This is a genomic window from Polynucleobacter sp. MG-Unter2-18, from assembly GCF_018687675.1.
GTDB lineage: Bacteria > Pseudomonadota > Gammaproteobacteria > Burkholderiales > Burkholderiaceae > Polynucleobacter.
In genome coordinates this window covers 1,783,797-1,804,439 of the sequence record NZ_CP061302.1, presented here as the reverse complement: position 1 = coordinate 1,804,439, position 20,643 = coordinate 1,783,797, and the positions used below count along the sequence as shown (strand labels likewise).

Genomic DNA, 20,643 nt, shown 5'->3' with positions numbered 1-20,643 from the left:
AACCAAATGGCTATTAATTACGGAAATTGGAACTACGGGACAGGTCGTCGCAAGAGCTCTGTAGCACGTGTATTCATTAAATCTGGCAAAGGTGAGATTACTGTTAACGGTAAACCTATCGATGCTTACTTTGCTCGCGAAACATCACGCATGATCGCTCGTCAGCCTTTGGCTCTCACAGCTCACCTAACAACCTTTGATATCAAAGTAAACGTTAGCGGTGGCGGTGAAACTGGTCAAGCTGGTGCAGTTCGTCATGGTGTTACTCGTGCATTGATCGACTACGACAACGCTTTGAAGCCGACCCTGTCTAAAGCAGGCTTGGTAACTCGCGATGCTCGTGAAGTTGAGCGTAAAAAAGTTGGTCTGCATGGCGCGCGTCGTCGTAAGCAGTTCAGCAAGCGCTAATTCTTTCAGTCGCTTCAGTTTTATCGAAAGGGTCGCGCAAGCGGCCCTTTTTGTTTCTACAATCTAGGTATTAGAGAGATAAAATTCATCTGTCAGTATTTTGGAGAATGGCATGATTAAAGTTGGCATCGTAGGTGGCACTGGATATACCGGAGTGGAACTACTGCGCTTGCTGGCGCAGCACCCCGAAGTTCAAATTCAGGCAATTACTTCACGCACAGAGGCTGGCATGCCAGTCTCGGAAATGTTCCCCTCTTTGCGTGGTCGGATTGATCTCAAGTTCACTACACCGGATGAAGCCAAATTAAATGAATGTGATGTTGTGTTCTTTGCAACACCACATGGCGTGGCAATGGCACAAGCAAAAGAATTACTTGCTAACAATGTGAAGATTTTGGATCTTGCTGCTGACTTTCGTTTGAAGGATGTCAAAGAATTTTCCAAGTGGTACGGTATGGAACATGGCTGCCCAGAAATTTTGGCTGAAGCGGTTTATGGTTTGGCTGAGATCAATCGTGAGGCAATTAAGAAAGCCCGCGTCGTGGGTTTAGCTGGTTGTTACCCCACCTCTGTGCAGCTTGGACTTGCTCCACTGCTTTCACCAAAGTCTACCGGTGGTAAACAGCTCATTGATGGCACGCATATTATTTCTGATTCTAAGTCGGGTACTTCAGGTGCTGGACGCAAGGCAGAAATTGGGACTTTATTGTCAGAATCTGCTGATAACTTCAAAGCTTATGCTGTTAAAGGCCACCGCCATCTTCCAGAAATTGTTCAAGGCTTGAAGGCTATTGCCGGTCACGATCAGATTGGTCTGACATTTGTGCCGCACTTAACGCCTATGATTAGGGGTATTCATTCAACCTTATATGTGCGCTTGACAGAGGCTGGAATGAAGGTAGATTTCCAAAAGCTCTACGAAGATTTCTACAAAGGTGAGCCTTTTGTAGATGTGATGCCGGCGGGTAGCCATCCAGAAACACGCTCAGTGAGGGGTAGCAATGGTTTGCGGATTGCCGTTCACCGCCCTAGTGATGGTGATACTTTAGTAATTTTGGTGGTTGAGGATAACCTAGTAAAGGGTGCTTCAGGCCAAGGGGTTCAGTGTATGAACCTGATGTTTGGCTTGCCTGAGACCACTGGATTGACACAGATTGCCGTTTCACCATAATGGAGTCAACTGGAAAGACCCTTCAGCACACTTGGAATTAAAAGCCTAAAATAAACTATCGCCTTTTGAATTAGGAGCAAATCATGACCCAATTAGCTACGCAAGAAATTACGCAACCGGCACAAGACTTAGCCGAGCCACCAACCCCATTGGTGTTCACGGATAGCGCCGCTGCAAAAGTGGCTGACTTGATTGCTGAAGAAGGTAATCCAGAATTGAAGTTACGCGTGTTTGTTCAAGGTGGCGGTTGTTCAGGATTTCAGTACGGATTCACATTTGATGACGCTGTGAACGAAGATGACACCCTATTTGAAAAGAATGGCGTGACTTTACTGGTTGATTCGATGAGCTTCCAATATTTAGTTGGCGCTGAGATTGATTACAAAGAAGATATCAACGGCTCACAGTTTGTGATTAAGAATCCTAACGCGCAAACAACTTGCGGTTGTGGTTCTTCTTTCTCCGCATAAGAATAGGTTTAATAACTTAAGCTGGATAGCAAGCGCCTAGAATCCTAGGACCTTTCGCTCCCGTAACGGCTGGCAGATTTGCTGGCCGTTTTTCTTTATGAGCCCATGCCAACCATGCGAATGCAAGACCCTCTACTAGTTGTGGATCAATACCAAACATATCGCTGGTCATGATATCGAGTGAGTTTTTAAATATCTCTTTAGCTCTGGCTTTAAATACGTCTAGTAATGCAGTATTGCGGGCACCACCACCACAGACAATGAGAATCTGGGTTTGCGGTGCATAACGTAGCACTGCTTGCAGTGACGAGTCCACAGTCAGTTGCAGTAGCGTAGCTTGCACATCCTCTGAGTTGATGTTTTCTGCACCAATATACTTTTGGAGCCACTCTAGATGAAAGTCGTCACGGCCTGTACTTTTTGGCGGAGCTTTTGCAAAAAATGAATCAGTCATCATTCTTGCAAGTAGTGCTTGATTGACTTTGCCTTGTGATGCCCAAGTACCATTTTCATCAAATGCATGGCCTTGTTGTTCCGCAATCCAGGCATCCATCAACATATTGCCAGGACCACAATCAAAGCCTTTTACTTCAGTGTCTTTGGATAATAGTGTCAGGTTTGCAATGCCGCCAAGATTGAGTACGGCGATATTTTTATCTGCAGCAAACTGCTGTGCATGAAAGGCTGGCACTAAGGGGGCACCATGACCACCAGCAGCAAGGTCGCGACTTCTAAAGTCTGCGATGACATCAATTCCGGTCAGCTCTGCAAGAAGCGCTGGGTTGAGAGTTTGGTGTGTATAGGCCAGATGATGGGCAAGATTAGCTTGATGGCGAATTGTCTGGCCATGAGCACCGATCGCACTAATATCTGAGGCAGAAAGCTTGGCTTGAGTAAGTAATTGCTTGACTGCATCTGCATAAGCTAGCGCTAGGGCATTGGCCGCCTGATTTTCCCGGTGAATCTCGTTTGGTCCGGGACTCTGTAAGTCCAGAAGGGCTTTGCGTAATTCAGGGCTAAAGGCAAGGCTTATGGAGCCCAGAAGGCTGGTATCACCAGCCTTCTCAATCTTTGCCAGTACGGCATCTATCCCATCTAGGCTGGTGCCAGACATCAGGCCAATATAGAGTGGATGGGGCTTATTCATGCGGTATCAGGGCTTTGTTCTCAGGAATGCGACAATTATGCTTTAGCAATCTAAATACTAATTTAACCGAATCAGTTCACCAATACAGCATGACGGCTAAACCAGAACAAAAATACCCACTGACTCCCGAAGTTTTTGCAGCCCTTGAAGTAACAAAAAGAGGTTGTGATGAGTTACTGGTTGAGGCGGATTGGATTCAAAAGCTAGCTAAGAGCCAAGCAACGGGTATTCCTTTGCGTATTAAGTTGGGATTAGACCCCACTGCCCCAGATATTCATTTAGGCCATACGGTTGTTCTGAATAAATTACGCCAGCTCCAAGATTTAGGTCATACCGTGATTTTCTTGATTGGCGATTTCACGAGCATGATTGGTGATCCTTCTGGACGGAACGCAACACGCCCACCGCTGACTGCTGAAGAAATTGCTGTCAATGCTCAGACTTACTATCGTCAAGCAAGCATGGTGCTCGATCCCGCTAAAACTGAAGTCCGCTATAACAGCGAGTGGTGTGATCCACTAGGCGCACGCGGCATGATTCAGTTGGCTGCCAGATATACCGTTGCCCAAATGTTGGAGCGTGATGACTTTACTAAGCGCTACCGCAGTGGCGTACCGATTTCGGTGCATGAGTTCTTGTATCCATTGATGCAGGGCTATGACTCTGTCGCTTTGAAGAGCGACCTAGAACTTGGTGGTACTGATCAGAAATTTAATCTCTTAGTCGGACGTGAACTCCAACGTGAGTATGGACAAGAACCGCAATGTATTTTGACCATGCCACTCCTCGTCGGTTTAGATGGCGCGGATAAGATGAGTAAGTCCAAAGGGAATTACATTGGCATCAGTGAGCCTGCTGGCGAGATGTTTGGCAAGCTCTTGAGTATTTCCGATGAATTGATGTGGGATTACTTCACATTATTGTCATTCCGTCCTATGGCAGAGATTGACTTAATGAAGCAAGAAGTTGCTGCCGGTAGAAATCCTAAAGATTGCAAAGTGCTGCTCGCACAAGAAATCGTGGCACGCTTTCACTCACAAGCCGCAGCAGAAAAAGCGCTTGAAGACTTTAATCACCGAGCCAAAGGTGGTGTGCCAGATGACATTCCTGAGGTAAATATTTCGGGTGCACCGATAGGGATTGCCAACCTACTCAAGGCTGCTGGATTGGCACCATCGACATCAGAAGCTATGCGTAACATCGAGCAAAACGGTGTGAAGATTGATGGTGTAACAGTTGCTGATAAGCAATTTAAGCTTGAGGCTGGTACCTATGTTGTACAGGTAGGAAAACGTAAGTTTGCTAAGGTAACTCTAAGTTAAGTCTTAGGACTCTATTGCCGAGTTACTTGGTGGTGTGAGCCCAAAATGCTCATAAGCCTGACGTGTTGCCACTCTTCCTCTGGAGGTCCTTTGTAGGTAACCTTGCTGAATCAGGTAAGGCTCCAATACATCCTCAATAGTGACACGCTCCTCGCCAATAGCAGCTGCTAAGTTATCAATACCTACAGGGCCACCATCAAATTTGTGCAAGATAGCTTCAAGTAATTTGCGGTCCATGACATCGAAGCCGCTTGGATCTACGTCAAGCATCTTCAATGCGGCATCGGCCATTTCTTTAGTGATGGTGCCAGTGCCTTTGACTTCGGCATAGTCCCGTACACGACGCAATAGACGATTAGCAATACGTGGAGTGCCTCTAGCGCGCTTCGCAATCTCAACTGACCCTTCAGGGTCAATATCGGCTTTAAGTAAGCTGGCAGAACGCGTAATAATTTTGGTGAGCTCTTCAGTAGTGTAGAACTCGAGTCTTGCCACAATGCCAAAGCGATCACGTAGCGGGTTAGTGAGCATGCCAGCACGAGTGGTTGCCCCGATCAATGTAAACGGCTTGAGATCAATCTTGACGCTACGCGCTGCGGGACCTTCGCCAATCATGATATCTAGGCTGTAGTCCTCAAGAGCCGGATATAGGATTTCTTCCACTACCGGAGAGAGGCGATGAATTTCATCAATAAAGAGCACATCGTTTGCTTCTAAATTGGTGAGTAATGCAGCAAGGTCACCAGGCCTATCCAGAACCGGGCCACTGGTTTGGCGTAAGTTCACTCCAAGCTCTCTGGCGATGATGTGGGCTAGAGTAGTCTTGCCAAGTCCAGGAGGGCCAAAAAGGAGAACATGGTCAAGCGCTTCTTGTCTTGCTCTGGTTGCTGTAATGAAAATCTCTAATTGGGCGCGAGCCTTAGTTTGGCCAACATACTCATCAAGTTGTTTGGGACGTAGAGCCCTTTCAAAAAAGGCTTCAGAATTGCCTGCTGCACCACTAACGATGCGGTCATTAGCTTCCGGTAAACCTTCGGGGATTGAGCTAAGGTCTTCTGTGTGGATTGCCATACTGCAAGTGTAGTGGTGTTTAGGTGACTAGTTATGAAGACTTCGAGAGGTATTTCAGACCCATGCGGATACCATCTGATACGGTGGTATCTGGCGGGATTTGTTTGAGGGCAAGATGAGCCTCTTTTTCTGAGTAGCCCAGCGCCAATAAGGCTTGTAATACCTCGCTGCTTGCTTCAACTACTTGAGGCTTACCGCCAACAATTCCTAAATCTGGAGCTAACTTCCCTTTCAGCTCAAGGCAAAGACGCTCTGCAGTCTTTTTGCCAATACCAGGTACTTGAGTTAGGCGCCCTGCCTCTTGCATAGCAATCGCTTGTGCCAATTCATTGACGCTCATGCCAGAAAGTACCGCAAGTGCCGTGCGCGAACCAACGCCGCTGATCTTAATCAGTTGTCTAAATGCTTCACGCTCAGTTTCAGTGGCAAATCCAAAGAGTTGCTGCGCATCTTCTCGGACTTGGAAATGGGTGAGTAGTGTAATTTTTTGATTGGTCTCTGGCAATTGGTACAGGGTACTCATGGGCACATCGATCTCATAGCCAACACCTTGGCAATCCACCAAGAGGCGGGGTGGATGAACTGAAACGAGAATTCCTTGAATGCGACCAATCATGTCAAGATCTTAACCTGTTTAGATTGTTATTTCTTGCTACTCTTTTTGGGTGCAAGAGCGTTAGTAATTGCTTTTGGGATTTGGGCATGATGTGCAGCGCAAATCGCTACCCCCAAAGCATCTGCAGCATCCGTTCCTGGGGCGCGGCTCAGACGCAGCAAACGTTTTACCATTTCTTGAACTTGTGGCTTAGTCGCTCTACCGGTTCCTACGATGGATTGCTTTATTCTCAGTGCGCTGTATTCAGCAACGGGGAGCTTATCAGATACTAAGGCAGCAATTACTGCACCTCGAGCTTGCCCCAGCATGAGGGTGGAGCGAGGATTGACGTTGAGAAACACCTCTTCAATAGCCGCTTGCTCTGGATGGTAAGTCTCCAACACTTCTTTAATGCCCGCATACAAGATTCCTAATCTCACAGGAAGGCCTTGGTCTGGATCACCACTTTCAATTGTCCCAGAGGCTACATAGCTCAGCTTTTGGCCATTGACATCAATGACACCAAAACCAGTTGTTCGTAGACCTGGGTCGATTCCTATCCAGCGCATAAGTGATTAGTGACGGAAATGGCGTGTGCCGGTAAAGATCATAGCAATACCATGTTCATTGGCTGCCGCAATGATTTCATCATCACGCATACTGCCACCCGGTTGAATGGCACAACTTGCGCCACCATTTACAACGACATCTAAGCCATCACGAAATGGGAAAAAGGCATCACTTGCTACTGCAGAGCCTTTGAGGCTGAGTCCAGCATTCTCTGCCTTAATACTTGCCATACGAGCAGAGTCGACACGACTCATTTGGCCAGCACCAATACCCAGCGTCATGCCGTTGGCACAATACACAATCGCATTAGACTTTACGAACTTCGCAACACGCCATGCAAACATCATGTCGTGCATTTCACTTGGAGTTGGAAGACGTTTGCTGACAACCCGCATTTCGCTCTCAAGGACGTTCTTTGCATCAGGAGACTGAACTAGCAAGCCACCACCAACACGTTTAAAGTCAAAAGCATTAAATGCATTGCCCAGAGGAATCTCTAAGAGACGCACATTTTGTTTCGTAGCGAAGATGGCCTTTGCTTCATCACTAAAGCTAGGAGCAATTAGCACCTCTACGAACTGCTTAGAAATCGCTTCAGCTGCAGCGCCATCACAGGGCACGTTAAAAGCGATGATTCCACCAAAGGCTGAACTTGGATCTGTTTTGAAAGCCTTTTGATAGGCCTCAAGGGCGTTGGCAGCAACGGCCACGCCACAAGGGTTAGCGTGTTTGATGATGACGCAGGCTGCGGCACCACCAGCGTTACCAGTAAAACTCTTGACGCATTCCCAAGCAGAGTCTGCATCAGCGATATTGTTATAAGAAAGTTCCTTGCCTTGCAATTGTTTGTAATTAGCAAGCGAGCCAACAACTGGATCAATATCTTTATAGAAAGCAGCTGATTGGTGTGGGTTCTCACCGTAACGCATCTCTTGTACTTTTTCAAAGGCAAGGTGTAGTGTTTCTGGATAGGCGGAACGTTTTTTGTGATCGAGGTCATCGCCTAATGCAGATAAATAATTTGCAATTGCACCATCGTATTGGGCTGTATGGGCAAATACTTTTTTGGCCAGACCTAAATTAGTTTTATAAGAAACTACATTCTGATTCGTTTTCATCTCTTCGAGAATGGGTGCGTAATCGTCTGGAGAAATCAATACAGTGACATCTTGGTGGTTCTTGGCAGCAGCACGCAACATCGCTGGGCCACCAATATCAATGTTCTCCACTGCATCTTCAAATGAACAATCTACTTTGGCAACTGTTTCGTTAAATGGATAGAGGTTAATCACGAGCATATCGATCGTACCGATACCATGCTCTTTCAATGCAGCCATATGATCTGGAAAATCTCGGCGAGCTAATAGGCCACCATGCACCATCGGATGCAAGGTCTTTACGCGGCCATCGAGCATTTCTGGAAACTGGGTAAGTGAAGATACTTCTACGACGGGCAGATTATTTTGAGCTAAGAGTTTTGCAGTGCCACCAGTAGAGATCAGCTTGATGCCTTGTTCATGGAGGGCTTTAGCGAACGGCACAATGCCATTTTTATCAGAAACAGAGAGTAAGGCTGTGCGGATCATATTTTTCGAAAGGTTTGATTAATCAAGAATTTGCAAATGGGGTCTGACTTACTTCAGGAGCTGGTGTTCAACTAATTTCTTGTGCAGCGTATTGCGGTTGATGCCTAGGTACTGCGCAGCTAAGGATTGATTCTGCTTTGCATGCTGCATTACTAATTCCAGCATTGGCTTTTCAACCACTGCGAGAACCATTTGGTATAGGTCAGAGGGGGGTGTTCCTTTGAGGTCGTCCAGATAACCTTGGAGCTGTGTCTCAATACATTCGGTGATGGGGTGCTTATTAGTCATAGATAAATTAAATAAAAAACTAAATTTAGGCTGCTTCTAAAAATAACAAACGATCTGAATGGGATTTCATTTCATTAAAAAAATCATTCACCATTTGCAATTGAGTTTTGCAATCATCGGCAGTATTCATTCTTTGGCGAAAAGCATGAGAGTCACGTAAGCCCTTGCAGTACCAACCGATGTGCTTGCGTGCCGTGCGCAAACCAACGTATTCACCGTAAAACTCATAATGATCGACGAGATGAGCATTCATGATCTCTTGAATCTCATTAATCTTTGGTGTTGGTAATTTACCGCCCGTTTCTAGAAAGTGATTAATTTCACGAAAGATCCAAGGACGCCCTTGAGCGGCACGACCAATCATGATGGCATCGGCCCCGGTTTCTTTTAAAACAAATTCTGCTTTTTCTGGAGTAGTGATGTCGCCATTGGCAACTACGGGAATGGCAACACTATTCTTTACTGCGGTAATGGTTTCATACTCAGCTTCGCCGAGATAGAGGTCAGCCCGCGTACGACCGTGAACAGTCAGCATAGAGATGCCGGATTGCTCAGCGAGACGCGCAATATCGATTGCATTTTTATGTTCGCGATCCCAGCCCGTCCGAATCTTCAAGGTCACAGGCACTGCATCAGGCCCCACCCCTACCGCCTGAACCACGGCTTCTAAAATTTGCTGCACTAATGGCTCGTCTCTCAATAGCGCAGAACCGGCCGCAACATTGCACACCTTTTTGGCTGGGCAGCCCATATTGATATCAATAATCTGGGCGCCGTGATCGACATTAAGTTTGGCGGCAGCTGCCATCATCCTCGGATCGGCCCCAGCAATTTGGACTGCAATAGGCTTAAATTCACCTTGATGGTTAGCGCGACGTTGGGTTTTCTCGCTCTTCCAAAGCAAAGCGTTAGATGCAATCATTTCAGATACGGCATAACCGGCGCCGAGCTTTTTGCAAAGCTGGCGAAATGGACGATCCGTTACCCCGGCCATCGGGGCAACAAATAATCTATTCGCAAGAAGGTGTGGGCCAATCTTCATGTGTTTCAGGCTAAGTTTTGGAGGGCTTGTAGTGCTGGAGGAAAGGGTGACACTTTAGCACAACTTAGCTTACATTTGCCTAAAAAATAGGCACAATCCATGCCTAAGATCAAATGAAGAATGCTTGTATTTTGGAGGGTATTTCAGCCTCTTAGCGCCTACCAAACATCATCTGGCGAGCTAAGGCGGTTTTGATGGGTGGAAGCCACTGGAGGGCTGTTAAAGCCAATCCACGGCCAATCACAACGGGAAATAGATTAGAGGTGAAGATCCTGGCCATGAAGTCGGTGAGGCCTATAGTGGCAGACCGATCGAGCTTGCGACTTTGGGCATATTCCTGCAAGGTAGTTTCGATGGCTAGAGGAGTTTTTTGATCCTCCGACTTGGAGAAAAGAATGCTCAGTTTTTCTGCTAAGAGATACGCGTCCCGTAATCCGAGGTTGAGACCTTGTCCCGCAACCGGATGCAAGGTTTGGGCGGCATTGCCAATCCAAACCTCGTTAGCTTGGGTAATGTCTTTGCGGTAGTTGAGTCCTAACTCGTAAAGTCGGCGATCTTGGATTTTAAGAAATTGTCCAACGCGTGAACCGAACTCGGATTGCAAGCTTTTCAGAAAATCAGTATCACTCAAAGCGAGACGTGCTTGTGATGAACTTGTAGTTCCGCACCAAATCAGATTCAGAATATTGGGGCCATAGTGACTTGGCAGAATGGCTAAAGGTCCTTCAGAAGTAAAGCGCTCCCACGCTTCGAATGGTGATGCACTCTCAACCTCCACTAATCCAACTAAAGCTGATTGCTCATAGTCTCTGCCAGATTCCACCCAGTCTTGGGTTTTAAATAAACCACCTTCAGCGTGAACAATACACTTGGCTTGAATGTTTTCAACATCAGCATTGGGGTCGATATGTTTCCAAATAAAATGCGGACTATTTTTTTGAATAGCTCTTAAGGCTTTACGGAGAGTAAGGTGAATATCGCGATAACGAATGATGTGGCCTAAGGCTTTTTGACCAAGTTCTTCGCGAGTCATCAGAGCACGTCCGAAACGGCCCGCTTGCGAGACATGTACTCGATGAATATCAGCACATTCAGTAGGCCATGCATTGATGGTATCTAACAACAGCTTGCTACCGTGTGATAGGGCAACCCCCCGGCTATCAGCAGCTGCTAATTCAGTGTCATCTGCAGGATTACGATCTAGCAGTGCAATCTTTGCGTCAGGAAATTTTTGCAAGGACCATGCTGCACAGGCTAGGCCGACTGGACCACCACCCTGAATTACGATATCGAAGTTCTCAACTGACATGCTTGGCAATCTATCTTATATTGGTAGTGCTCTAATTATTTTTCATGAGCGCTTCGATTTCATCGGCTTTAACTGGTACTCCACGAGAAATCAATTCACATCCAGAATCGTTCACTACAGCGTCATCCTCAATGCGGATGCCGATATTCCAAAAGCGCTCATCTACATCATCAGCAGGGCGGATGTATACACCAGGCTCGATAGTGAGTGCCATGCCTGGTTTAAGAACACGCCATGGCTTTTCCGCACCACTTGTTACTGTATCAAGTGGTTCACGATAGGAGCCAACGTCATGCACATCCATTCCCAGCCAATGGGAGGTACGGTGCATATAAAAGCGACGATAGGCTCCAGTCTCAATTGCATTATCCAAAGAGCCTAATTCTGCAAGCTTAAGCAGTTTCTCATCAAGTAAGCCTTGAGTAAGCACCTTAAGTGCTGCCTCATGTGGTTGCATGAATGTATTGCCAGGCCTAGTCATTGCGATAGCGGCTTCTTGCGACGCAAGCGTAATGTCATACAGTGCGCGTTGTGGACCTGTGAACTTTCCATTCACCGGAAATGTGCGAGTGATATCTGAAGCGTAGCTATCGAGCTCGCAACCTGCATCAATGAGGCATAGATCTCCGCCACGTAGTTCAGTATCACTAGCGCGGTAATGCAGGATGCAGGAGTTAGCGCCGCTCGCAACAATACTGTTGTATGCAACGCTTTGCGCACCGCTGTAGCGGAACTCGTGAAGTAGTTCTGCTTCAAGATGATATTCACGCATTCCGGGTTTGCAGACTTGCATGGCACGAATATGAGCACGTGCAGAAATCGCAGCTGCACGACGCATGATGTCAATCTCATAAACATCTTTAAAAAGACGCATCTCATGAATCAAACTCTCTACATCATGAAATTCTGAAGGAGGATTGACGCCAGCACGCGCCTGAGCTCGTACTTGTTTCATCCAATGGCGTAAGCGACGATCGATTTCAGCACTTTCGGAAAGGCGAATGTAAACCGCATTTTGATCAGCCAGCAAATCACTGAGTTTGGTATCTAATTCATGAATGCTATAGGCATGCTCCACACCTAAAACTGATGGAGCTACATCTGGCCCCAAGCGAATACCATCCCAAATTTCACGTTCTGCATCTTTAGGTCTGCAAAACAGATGTGCTTCTAATTGGGGTTGTGAAAGTGATCCAGCAATTTTAAGTACGAGTGTTGCGCCAGGCTCTTCAAAGCCAGTGAGGTAGAAAAAATCACTGTCGTGACGATAGGGGAACTCACTATCTCGATTACGCGCTGTCTCAGGCGCTGTAGTGATGATGGCAATGCCGCCACCAGTTTTAGCGCAGATCAGTTTTGCGAGTTCAACTCGACGTTGTTGGTAAATGATGGATTTATTCATTTGCTGCATTGAGTTCATGTAATCGTTGGGGTGTACCTACATCGTGCCACGGTCCGGTATATTTTTCACCGGACACTCTATTTTTAGACATGGCCTCCCTCAAAATTGGAGCTAGCTTAGTGGGCACATCTAATTCCAAGTCCTTAAAAAGGTCCCGGTGGTAGAGTCCGATGCCAGAAAAGGTGAGTTTTTCAGCACCATCTAAGGGTTCATTGGCCACCTGGGAGTCCTTAATATAAAAGTCACCCTCAGGATGTTGAGCTGGGTTGGGAACCATTAAAAGGTGTGCCAAAGGCGTGCTTGACATGCTTCGTAAGTTAGAAGCTTGGTTTAAGAGCTGCTGAATTGGCAGATTAGGGCTAAAAACATCCCCATTGATGACTAGAAAATAATCGCTTGGATTCAGTAAATGTAGGGCTTTGCGAATACCGCCTGCCGTTTCTAGGGCGCTAGCTTCCGGGGAGTAGGTAATGTTGAGTCCAAATTGACTGCCATTTCCTAGCGCTTCCTCAATCTTCTTACCAAGCCAGGCATGATTAATCACCACATTTTGAATACCTGCCGCACTCAATGCCTCCACATGCCAGGCTAGTAAGGATTTATTTTTGATAGTGAGGAGTGGTTTGGGTAGTTCATCTGTCAAGGGGCGCATGCGCTCACCTCGACCTGCTGCCAATAAAAAACATGGAATCAGATTGGGCTTATTCATGATGAGTGACTATTCATCCTAAGTAGTGCGCGTTGATTCTAGAATGCGCGCCAAGGGCTTTAATTCAATATAGCGATTTGCAGTGGCAATCGCATACTCGAGTACTAATGGAATATCTTTGAGATAGCCATCTTTACCGTCGCGATGAAATAGCCTTGCAAAAATACCCAAGATCTTTAGATGTCGTTGTAAACCCATCCATTCAAAATCACGATAGAACTGACCAAAATCGTTTGGCATAGGCAAACCTACTTGACGACCTTCCTCCCAAAATTTAATGACCCAATCAATCACACGTTCTTCAGGCCATGAAATATAAGCGTCACGCCAGAGTGAAGCTGCGTCGTAAGTGATGGGACCATAAACGGCATCTTGAAAATCAATTACACCAGGATTATTTTTTTCCGTCACCATCAGATTGCGTGAATGGTAGTCGCGATGAGCATAAACTTTTGCCTGTGCAAGATTATTTTGAATGATCAGTTCAAATGCTTGCTTAATCTGTAAATTCTGAAGTTTGCTTAATTCAATGTTGAGATGTTTTCCTAGATACCACTCCGGAAATAAATCTAGCTCACGCTTTAGTAATACCTCATCGTAGTTTGGCAACACATCTGGTTTACTTGCTAATTGCATTTGTACCAAGGCGTGTGTCGCATCTCTGTAGAGAGAGTCAGCACTGTCTAAATTGAGTTCTCCAAGGTAAGTTTTAGTGCCTAAATCGTTGAGTAAAAGAAAGCCCTCAGCCACATTCTTTTCTAAAATTTTCGGGACATTTAAGCTGGCATTTTCGAGTAATAAATCGACCTCAATAAAAGCGTCCAAGGGCTCGTGTTGAGGTGGGGCGTCCATCACGATCAAAGATGGAAAATCCGGGTTTTTGGATGCAATCCGGAAATACCGCCTAAAGCTGGCATCTGCCGAGGCGGGGGCCAAAGTGGGGAGATCTAATTGCCAGCTAGGTTCAAGGCCTTTTAGCCAGCTACGGAGGGAGTCTAAGCGAGAGTCAGTCATGGTCGATTCGTATAATAAGGCGGGTCTGGATCTATGAGTCATTATCGCCCTTGCGCTGGCCATTGCGCCCCTCTTTTTGTAGCTGCTACCCTGCGTTTAATGATGGGGGTTGTATTGTCGCAATTTGCACTCGTAAGTCACGCTCAGGCACCAGCACCTTTACCTCCTTCCGCACAGTCTTTAGGGAGCTCTGCTAACTCCGTTTTAATTCCCGATCGTGGTGATGTCACCGTCCTAAAGTTAGATGATCAATTGCGAGTTGGTAAACCAATTAATGATGGGCAAGCTTTAACGTTTACCTCTAGTGATTCGATTGACGGAATCGTTGATCGCGAAATGCGCTTGAAAGGCCGTGCACAAATTCGTCGCAATGGCGCAGTGATTAAAGCAGACGAAATTAAGTACGACCCTGATTCTGATGTAGCTAATTTATCTGGTAATACTGAATTTTCAAAAGGTAATGCAGTATTCAAAGGACCTAAAGCGCGCTTTAGAGTTGATGCACGTGAAGGGGAAATGGAAGCTCCCAAATATGAGCTGCGAGATAACCGAGCGAGTGGTAATGCAACAAAACTCACAATCCAAACTGCCGATGTGTTTGTCTTTGATAAAGCCACCTATACAACTTGCACCCCAGAAAATTTAGATTGGTATTTCACGGCCAGTACGCTAGAGATTGATAACGAGCAAAAAGAAATGGTTGGCACAAATGGTGTGATGCGATTCTTTGATGTGCCCATTGCTTACGCGCCTTACTTCACTGCGCCAACATCCAATCAACGCCGTTCCGGAATTTTGGCGCCAGTTGCTGGCTATAACTCCAATAACGGCATTGATGTAACGCAGCCTTACTACGTCAACATTGCACCTAATCGTGACTTGCTTTTACTACCTCGGGTTATGGGTCAACGTGGAGTACAGTTGGGTGCTAAGTACCAGTTTTTGGACAAGCAGTACTCTGGTAACTTGATGGGTGACTATCTTCCTTACGATCGTAAGACTGGTACGGATCGCTGGCGCTATGACTGGCAACAGAGGCAAAACTTTAGCGGTGATTTATTGGGCATGGGTGGGATTCCCATTGCTGGTGCTTGGACTGGATATGCCAATGTGGCCCGAGTTTCGGATAACTTATACCCCACTGACTTTTCGCAAAGTATGGCTGGTGCGATTACTAGCCAGTTTCGACAAGAAGTTGGCACTACCAAGAACTTGACTGGTAGCTTAAGTAATTGGACTGTGGGAGCCAGAGCAATGACTTTCCAGACTTTACAGCCTGACCCCACCGTGACTGTTCAGTCTCCTTACAATATTTTGCCGAATGTCACAGCTGCCTATAACAATCGTTTAACACCAGCAGTTGCTGATGCAAGTGGAAAGTACATTACTTTACCCACGGGTCCTGCAACGACTTTTTCAACCGATTTCACGCGTTTTGCCTATAACATTGGTGGTAATTTGGCAGCAACTGCTCCGGGCGCTTATAGCCAAGCTGATCGAACGGTGATTAAGGGAGCTTTGGCTCTGCCCCAGATTACGCCTGGTTATTACGTCACTCCGAAAGTGAGTTTTCAGTCAAATACCTATAACGTAACACCATACAACCCTGTAGGTGCGCCAGCCGCTCAAGGCTTCACTATTCCGACATTTAGCTTGGATTCAGGGCTGGCATTTGAAAGAGATGCAGCTGAATTAAAAGGCTTTTTTGGGCGCGATATGTTGCTCACAATGGAGCCAAGAGCTTTTTATGTTTACACGCCATTTGAGAGTCAGGCTCAAACCCCTTTATTTGATACGGCGGATGCCGGTTTTGGTGTAACTCAAATTTTTGGTGAAAATACTTTCGTTGGTAATGACCGTATTGCAGATAACAATAAATTAACGGGTGGTATTACCAGCCGCATGATTGAGGCTAATACAGGCGCAGAACGAGCCAACGTTACCCTTGCACAACGTCAAGCCTTTACCGGGCAGAAAGTGGGTCTCAATGGCACTATCGCTAATCCTACAACCTATTCGGATACATTGGGCTCTGCTTCAGTTCGTCTGCTTGGCAACTTCAGTACAGATGTATTTGGGCAGTACAACACGCAACTCAATCGCTTAGTTCAAACAACGGTAGGTGGTAGTTGGCGACCAACACCTGGAAGAAGCTTGAATTTTGGCTATCGAAATGTTTGGACTCCACCAACACAAGCATCCGTTCAGAATAACCAAGCTTTTGTCCCCTCAGCAACCACTACTGATCAATACAATGTTTCAGGGCAATGGCCCATTACGCGTGCAGTATCTGTCTTGGGCCGATGGGGTTACGATGCTTTAACGACCAAAACGCTCAATACGCTGGTGGCTTTGGAGTGGATGCGTGACTGCTGGACTTTACGCGGTGCTTACTCACAGGTGCTCAACACTTCGCAAATCACAACCACTCAGGTTTTATTCCAAATAGAATTTAGGGGCTTTGGTAGCGCTGGTAGTAATCCAGTTGATATCATGAAGCTAAATGTTCCCGGATATATGCCTACTTCCAAGCCCATACCACCTTCAATTTATGAGAACTATCAATGATACGTAGGAATCGATTTAACCAAGCACTTGCAGCCACAATTTTGGCTGGCCTTGCTTTGCTGCCTCAGCTCGCGTTTGCGCAAGATGGTGCAAAGATTTCAGCTGATAGCAAAATTCGGAATATTGATGGTGTTGCGGCAGTTGTGAATACGGGCTACGTGACACGTAAAGAAATTGATGATCGGATCGTGGCCTTGCAAAAGCAGGGAGGTAAGCTTCCTGATGCAGCCGCGTTGCGCAAGACGGTGCTTGAGCGCCTCATCCTTGAAAAAATTCAATTACAAAATGCGGAGCAAGAGGGTCTTGCGGTTAGTGATAAAGAGTTAGACAAGATCATTAGCGATATCGCTGCCAAGAATAAGTTAACAGTTGCTGAGTTAAAGGTAAAAATTGTCGCTACTGGTAGTGCTTATGACCGCTATCGCCAAATGTTGCGGGATGATGTGACTATTAGTCGTTATCGTGAGCGGGAGGTCGAGGGCAAAGTCAAGATTTCTGATGCGGAAGTAGATAACTTTATTTCTGATCGCAATCGTGAGGTGGCTGGTGGAGGAAAGTCCGTACGCTCGACCCCAGCTGTAAAAGGTGAGCCAGAAGAGATCGACGTTGCGCAGATTTTTATTCCTGCAGATGCCAATGCTGGGGCTGGTGCTCAAGCTGAAGCAAAGAAGAAAGCGGAACTCCTGTTACGTGAAGCGCGTGGTGATGTAGATTTCTTGCAGTTAGGCGCAATGGCTGCAAAAGATAATCCAAAAATTAAATTTCAAGATTTAGGTTACCGTACCCCAGATCGCTTGCCGCAACTATTTTACGAGGCCATCAGAAATACAGGCAGTGGGCAAGTTGCGAATGCTGTAGTGAAGAGCCCTGCTGGCTTTCACGTTCTGAAGGTTTTAGATCGTCGAGCGCTAGTTGCCGGCGCTCCTGAGCAGCAGCAAGCTACCCCTCAAGAGGGTGCCATCACCCCGCAAAATATTATGGTGACGCAGACTTTATCGCGCCATATTTTGTTGCGTAGTCGTGCGGGCTTGACAGACCAAGATGCTGAAAGACGCCTTGCCGGTTACCGTGATCAGGTTCGTGCAAAAACTGCTGATTTTGGCGATTTAGCTAAAAAATATTCTGAAGATGGATCCGCTGCCAATGGTGGCAATTTAGGTTGGATGGGTCCTGGTGATTTGGTTCCGGAATTTGATCAGGCAATGAATCGCTTACAAATAGATGAAGTTAGTAATCCAGTAAAGACTGAATTTGGCTGGCATTTAATTCAGGTGCTCGAGCGTCGTGAAGCGCAATTGACTTTAGAGAAGCAGCGCCAATTCGCTCGCGCAGCCATTCGTGAGCGTAAGTTTGATCAGGCTTATCAAGATTGGCTCCGTGAGTTACGCGACACCGCTACGGTGAAGATCATTAACGCAGATGATCCAGCAGTCAGCCCCCGTTAATCTCGTTATTAGCTCTGGAGAGCCTGCAGGGGTTGGTCCAGAGGTCTCTATTGCAGCTGCATTAGCCTTCTTGCAAGAACAGCCTGCAAGCACAATTACTTTGCTTGGCGATTGCAGCTTATTTTCAGCCACTGAGATCCCTGAAGAACTATCAAATCGTTTTAAGTTGGAGTCTATTGCACTAGCTTCTCCAACAACTGCGGGTCAATTGAATCCTGCCAACGCACAATATGTTCTGAGTATTCTAGATGCTGCGGTTAAAGGCTGTTTTGATGGTCGTTTTGATGCCATGGTGACTGCCCCAATACAAAAGAGTGTGATCAACCAAGGCAATACTTCAAATGAAGATTTATTTACCGGGTATACGGAATACTTAGCAAAGCTTTGCCATCAAGATCATGTTGTCATGATGTTGTGCGCGTCACTACCGGCTGGCCTCTTAGGCTTGCATAAAAGTAGTGACCTTCGGATAGCCTTGGTTACAACCCATCTGCCTTTGAGGGAGGTTCCAGGTGCGCTTAACCAACAGTATGTTCTGGAAACCATTCAGATTGTCGATCAGGATCTGCGGGCAAAATTTGGCATTGCTAAACCTGTCATTCGGCTAGCGGGGCTCAATCCACATGCGGGTGAATCTGGTTATCTAGGGCGCGAAGAAATTGATGTCATTCTTCCCGCTATCGAGGCTGCGAAAGATTTGGGTATTCAAGTAAGTGGACCTTATCCAGGGGATACGATGTTTGATGCTAAGGCTTTAGATAGTGTGGATGCGTTTATTGCGATGTATCACGATCAAGGTCTAGCGCCATTTAAGTTTGTCAGTTTTGGTGGTGGCGTAAATGTCACCCTAGGCTTACCGATTATTCGCACTTCAGTAGATCATGGTACTGCGCTAGATATTGCTGGAAAAGGTATCGCAGATCCAGGCAGCATGTTAGAGGCTTTGCGACTCGCCTTTCAATTAGCGGTAAATGTAAAGAACGCAAAGAATTTATCAAGATGACCCATCAAGCTCGTAAACGATTTGGTCAGAACTTTTTGCAGGACTCCGGAGTAATCTATTCCATAGTTGCAGCAATTAATCCCAGTGACAATATGCATGTGATTGAGATTGGCCCTGGCCTTGGTGCATTAACAAGGCCTTTATTGAGTAACTTAGAGCACCTAGATCTTTTGGAGATTGACCGAGATTTGGTGGCTTACTGGAATCAAGAGAATCTCCAGGGGCTGAATGTGATTGAGGGAGATGCCCTTAAGTTTGATTTCCTGGAATGGGCAAATGCACGTCCAGCCAATAGTGGTTTGTGTAAGGTGGTTGGTAACTTACCTTACAACATCTCCTCTCCATTGCTCTTTCATCTTGTTTCTGCTGCCCACGCAATTGATGAGCAGGTATTCATGCTGCAAGCTGAAGTAGTCGAGCGCATGGTGTCTAAGGCTGGCGGATCTGAATTCAGTCGGCTTTCTGTGATGCTGCAAGCGCGCTACGATATGGAGCAAGTCTTAGAGGTTCCCCCTGAAGCATTTGATCCTCAGCCTAAGGTTAACTCTGCTGTGGTGCGTATGATTCCGCGAAGAGACTTCAGCTTAAGTGATGCGCAGTGGCATGCTTTAGAAAAAGTAGTAGCTGCAGCATTCTCTCAAAGAAGAAAAATGTTGCGTACAAACTTATCAGCCTTTGCTGATCGATTATCTTTATCAGAGTCGGAATTAAAAGCGCGTGCTCAGGATATTCCGGTGGAGCGCTATATTGAGTGGGCCAAAGCTTTAGCCCACTAAAAACATCGCTTTACTCGTAAGCGGTAGGATCAATTACTCGCATTTCAGCTTCAATCCATTTTTCTACTTCTTGATGAAGTTGCCCACCTGTTTTTCCAGTAGAGGAAATGGCAGGACCGATTGAGAAGATCACTGTGCCCGCTTGCTTTAGAAAACTATTCTTAGGCCAGCAACGACCAGCATTGTGGGCAATCGGAATAACCAAAGCCTCAGTAGCACTCGCTAGCCTTGCACCACCTTTACTGTAGGGCTTATGAGATCCGGTGGGCGTTCTGGTCCCCTCTGGAAACAACAAAATCCATTTACCTTCACTTAAGCGTTTTTTCCCTTGACCAACAACAGAGATGGCGGCAGTTTCTTTGCTGTTACGATTGATATGAATCATCTTGAGTAAAGCCAAGGCCCAGCCAAAGAAAGGAATCCAAAGCAACTCCCTTTTGAAAACAAAGCAAACCTGCTTGGGAAGTAGGGCGATATAGAAAATAGTTTCGTACGCAGATTGATGCTTGCTAAGAACAACAACAGGCTTATCTAAAACCGCCATCATGTTTTCCATCCCACGAATTTCGTAACGAATTCCACAGAGAGGTTGCAAAACCCAGATAACGACCTTATTCCACAGCCCAATAAAGCGATAGCGATTCTCTGGATTGAGGAATGGAAAAACGAGAATGCAAAGTACCGACCAGATTGGCGTGAATATCAGCAAAAATAGGGTGAATAAGGCTGAGCGAATAAAAGTCATAT

The 20,643-nt window shown here is 46.3% G+C and carries 20 protein-coding genes; 8 read left to right on the top strand and 12 right to left on the bottom strand.

The window, feature by feature from the left end; genetic code table 11:
- Positions 1 to 6 precede the first annotated feature (6 nt).
- The 3 genes from rpsI to erpA all read left to right on the top strand — a co-directional run bounded on the left by rpsI (position 7) and on the right by erpA (position 2,049).
- Positions 7 to 408: a 30S ribosomal protein S9 gene (rpsI, locus tag C2759_RS09410; RefSeq protein WP_015422033.1), complete on the top strand. Its 402-nt coding sequence runs from the start codon at positions 7 to 9 to the stop codon at positions 406 to 408.
- Positions 409 to 520: 112 nt separating this feature from the next.
- Positions 521 to 1,579 carry an N-acetyl-gamma-glutamyl-phosphate reductase gene (gene argC / locus C2759_RS09405; protein ID WP_215354985.1) on the top strand — a complete coding sequence of 353 codons (1,059 nt, stop codon included), beginning with the start codon at positions 521 to 523 and terminating at the stop codon, positions 1,577 to 1,579.
- 83 nt (positions 1,580 to 1,662) lie between these two features.
- Positions 1,663 to 2,049 (top strand): iron-sulfur cluster insertion protein ErpA, encoded by a 387-nt coding sequence (gene erpA, locus C2759_RS09400; protein WP_156156295.1) that lies wholly within the window; start codon positions 1,663 to 1,665, stop codon positions 2,047 to 2,049.
- Positions 2,050 to 2,065: 16 nt separating this feature from the next.
- Here the strand turns inward: erpA and C2759_RS09395 are convergent, their stop codons facing one another.
- On the bottom strand, positions 2,066 to 3,196 hold the full coding sequence (locus tag C2759_RS09395) for an anhydro-N-acetylmuramic acid kinase (RefSeq protein WP_215354984.1): 1,131 nt from the start codon (positions 3,194 to 3,196) through the stop codon (positions 2,066 to 2,068).
- Positions 3,197 to 3,285: 89 nt separating this feature from the next.
- Between C2759_RS09395 and tyrS the strand changes: the two genes are divergently transcribed.
- Positions 3,286 to 4,518: a tyrosine--tRNA ligase gene (gene tyrS / locus C2759_RS09390; protein WP_215354983.1), complete on the top strand. Its 1,233-nt coding sequence runs from the start codon at positions 3,286 to 3,288 to the stop codon at positions 4,516 to 4,518.
- Between the two features lie 3 nt (positions 4,519 to 4,521).
- On the opposite strand, the gene ruvB is transcribed toward tyrS, so the two are convergent.
- From ruvB to C2759_RS09340, 10 genes are all read right to left on the bottom strand, one after another.
- Positions 4,522 to 5,589, bottom strand: a complete 1,068-nt coding sequence (gene ruvB / locus C2759_RS09385; RefSeq protein ID WP_215354982.1) for a Holliday junction branch migration DNA helicase RuvB — start codon at positions 5,587 to 5,589, stop codon at positions 4,522 to 4,524.
- A 31-nt stretch (positions 5,590 to 5,620) separates the two neighbouring features.
- A complete protein-coding gene (gene ruvA, locus C2759_RS09380; RefSeq protein ID WP_215354980.1) occupies positions 5,621 to 6,205 on the bottom strand; it encodes a Holliday junction branch migration protein RuvA in 585 nt (194 codons plus the stop codon).
- A gap of 26 nt (positions 6,206 to 6,231) precedes the next feature.
- Positions 6,232 to 6,753, bottom strand: a complete 522-nt coding sequence (gene ruvC / locus C2759_RS09375) for a crossover junction endodeoxyribonuclease RuvC (RefSeq protein ID WP_215354979.1) — start codon at positions 6,751 to 6,753, stop codon at positions 6,232 to 6,234.
- A 6-nt stretch (positions 6,754 to 6,759) separates the two neighbouring features.
- Entirely contained in the window at positions 6,760 to 8,340 is a 1,581-nt protein-coding gene (gene purH, locus C2759_RS09370) for a bifunctional phosphoribosylaminoimidazolecarboxamide formyltransferase/IMP cyclohydrolase (RefSeq protein ID WP_215354977.1), read from the bottom strand.
- A 48-nt stretch (positions 8,341 to 8,388) separates the two neighbouring features.
- A complete protein-coding gene (locus C2759_RS09365) occupies positions 8,389 to 8,628 on the bottom strand; it encodes a helix-turn-helix domain-containing protein (RefSeq protein ID WP_046330848.1) in 240 nt (79 codons plus the stop codon).
- Positions 8,629 to 8,653: 25 nt separating this feature from the next.
- On the bottom strand, positions 8,654 to 9,670 hold the full coding sequence (dusB, locus tag C2759_RS09360; RefSeq protein ID WP_215354976.1) for a tRNA dihydrouridine synthase DusB: 1,017 nt from the start codon (positions 9,668 to 9,670) through the stop codon (positions 8,654 to 8,656).
- Between the two features lie 151 nt (positions 9,671 to 9,821).
- A complete protein-coding gene (locus C2759_RS09355; protein ID WP_215354975.1) occupies positions 9,822 to 10,979 on the bottom strand; it encodes an FAD-dependent monooxygenase in 1,158 nt (385 codons plus the stop codon).
- A gap of 31 nt (positions 10,980 to 11,010) precedes the next feature.
- Complete coding sequence (locus C2759_RS09350; RefSeq protein WP_215356755.1) at positions 11,011 to 12,390, bottom strand: aminopeptidase P N-terminal domain-containing protein; 1,380 nt, start codon at positions 12,388 to 12,390, stop codon at positions 11,011 to 11,013.
- Positions 12,374 to 13,090, bottom strand: a complete 717-nt coding sequence (gene murU / locus C2759_RS09345) for an N-acetylmuramate alpha-1-phosphate uridylyltransferase MurU (RefSeq protein ID WP_215354974.1) — start codon at positions 13,088 to 13,090, stop codon at positions 12,374 to 12,376. Before murU ends, C2759_RS09350 begins: the two co-directional genes overlap by 17 nt.
- 18 nt (positions 13,091 to 13,108) lie before the next feature.
- Entirely contained in the window at positions 13,109 to 14,104 is a 996-nt protein-coding gene (locus C2759_RS09340) for an aminoglycoside phosphotransferase family protein (RefSeq protein ID WP_215354973.1), read from the bottom strand.
- 33 nt (positions 14,105 to 14,137) lie between these two features.
- Here C2759_RS09340 and C2759_RS09335 point away from each other — a divergent pair, with 33 nt between their 5' ends.
- Genes C2759_RS09335 through rsmA form a run of 4 tightly spaced genes read left to right on the top strand, consistent with a single transcriptional unit; the run spans position 14,138 to position 19,896 of the window.
- Entirely contained in the window at positions 14,138 to 16,672 is a 2,535-nt protein-coding gene (locus C2759_RS09335) for an LPS-assembly protein LptD (protein WP_215354972.1), read from the top strand.
- Positions 16,669 to 18,117, top strand: coding sequence for a peptidylprolyl isomerase (locus C2759_RS09330; RefSeq protein ID WP_215354971.1), 1,449 nt, complete (start codon positions 16,669 to 16,671; stop codon positions 18,115 to 18,117). The genes C2759_RS09335 and C2759_RS09330 overlap by 4 nt, the downstream gene beginning before the upstream one ends.
- Entirely contained in the window at positions 18,092 to 19,120 is a 1,029-nt protein-coding gene (gene pdxA / locus C2759_RS09325) for a 4-hydroxythreonine-4-phosphate dehydrogenase PdxA (RefSeq protein ID WP_215354970.1), read from the top strand. The genes C2759_RS09330 and pdxA overlap by 26 nt, the downstream gene beginning before the upstream one ends.
- A complete protein-coding gene (rsmA, locus tag C2759_RS09320; RefSeq protein WP_215354968.1) occupies positions 19,117 to 19,896 on the top strand; it encodes a 16S rRNA (adenine(1518)-N(6)/adenine(1519)-N(6))-dimethyltransferase RsmA in 780 nt (259 codons plus the stop codon). Before pdxA ends, rsmA begins: the two co-directional genes overlap by 4 nt.
- Positions 19,897 to 19,906: 10 nt before the next feature.
- On the opposite strand, the gene C2759_RS09315 is transcribed toward rsmA, so the two are convergent.
- Positions 19,907 to 20,641, bottom strand: a complete 735-nt coding sequence (locus C2759_RS09315; protein ID WP_215354966.1) for a 1-acyl-sn-glycerol-3-phosphate acyltransferase — start codon at positions 20,639 to 20,641, stop codon at positions 19,907 to 19,909.
- Between the last annotated feature and the right edge of the window lie 2 nt (positions 20,642 to 20,643).

What these genes read in the sequence shown, in the direction of transcription:
- rpsI (WP_015422033.1), top strand. Translation starts at nt 7, where the DNA reads ATGGCTATTAATTACGGAAATTGGAACTACGGGACAGGTCGTCGCAAG.
- argC (WP_215354985.1), top strand. Translation starts at nt 521, where the DNA reads ATGATTAAAGTTGGCATCGTAGGTGGCACTGGATATACCGGAGTGGAA.
- erpA (WP_156156295.1), top strand. Translation starts at nt 1,663, where the DNA reads ATGACCCAATTAGCTACGCAAGAAATTACGCAACCGGCACAAGACTTA.
- C2759_RS09395 (WP_215354984.1), bottom strand. Translation starts at nt 3,196, where the DNA reads ATGAATAAGCCCCATCCACTCTATATTGGCCTGATGTCTGGCACCAGC.
- tyrS (WP_215354983.1), top strand. Translation starts at nt 3,286, where the DNA reads ATGACGGCTAAACCAGAACAAAAATACCCACTGACTCCCGAAGTTTTT.
- ruvB (WP_215354982.1), bottom strand. Translation starts at nt 5,589, where the DNA reads ATGGCAATCCACACAGAAGACCTTAGCTCAATCCCCGAAGGTTTACCG.
- ruvA (WP_215354980.1), bottom strand. Translation starts at nt 6,205, where the DNA reads ATGATTGGTCGCATTCAAGGAATTCTCGTTTCAGTTCATCCACCCCGC.
- ruvC (WP_215354979.1), bottom strand. Translation starts at nt 6,753, where the DNA reads ATGCGCTGGATAGGAATCGACCCAGGTCTACGAACAACTGGTTTTGGT.
- purH (WP_215354977.1), bottom strand. Translation starts at nt 8,340, where the DNA reads ATGATCCGCACAGCCTTACTCTCTGTTTCTGATAAAAATGGCATTGTG.
- C2759_RS09365 (WP_046330848.1), bottom strand. Translation starts at nt 8,628, where the DNA reads ATGACTAATAAGCACCCCATCACCGAATGTATTGAGACACAGCTCCAA.
- dusB (WP_215354976.1), bottom strand. Translation starts at nt 9,670, where the DNA reads ATGAAGATTGGCCCACACCTTCTTGCGAATAGATTATTTGTTGCCCCG.
- C2759_RS09355 (WP_215354975.1), bottom strand. Translation starts at nt 10,979, where the DNA reads ATGTCAGTTGAGAACTTCGATATCGTAATTCAGGGTGGTGGTCCAGTC.
- C2759_RS09350 (WP_215356755.1), bottom strand. Translation starts at nt 12,390, where the DNA reads ATGCAGCAAATGAATAAATCCATCATTTACCAACAACGTCGAGTTGAA.
- murU (WP_215354974.1), bottom strand. Translation starts at nt 13,090, where the DNA reads ATGAATAAGCCCAATCTGATTCCATGTTTTTTATTGGCAGCAGGTCGA.
- C2759_RS09340 (WP_215354973.1), bottom strand. Translation starts at nt 14,104, where the DNA reads ATGACTGACTCTCGCTTAGACTCCCTCCGTAGCTGGCTAAAAGGCCTT.
- C2759_RS09335 (WP_215354972.1), top strand. Translation starts at nt 14,138, where the DNA reads ATGAGTCATTATCGCCCTTGCGCTGGCCATTGCGCCCCTCTTTTTGTA.
- C2759_RS09330 (WP_215354971.1), top strand. Translation starts at nt 16,669, where the DNA reads ATGATACGTAGGAATCGATTTAACCAAGCACTTGCAGCCACAATTTTG.
- pdxA (WP_215354970.1), top strand. Translation starts at nt 18,092, where the DNA reads ATGATCCAGCAGTCAGCCCCCGTTAATCTCGTTATTAGCTCTGGAGAG.
- rsmA (WP_215354968.1), top strand. Translation starts at nt 19,117, where the DNA reads ATGACCCATCAAGCTCGTAAACGATTTGGTCAGAACTTTTTGCAGGAC.
- C2759_RS09315 (WP_215354966.1), bottom strand. Translation starts at nt 20,641, where the DNA reads ATGACTTTTATTCGCTCAGCCTTATTCACCCTATTTTTGCTGATATTC.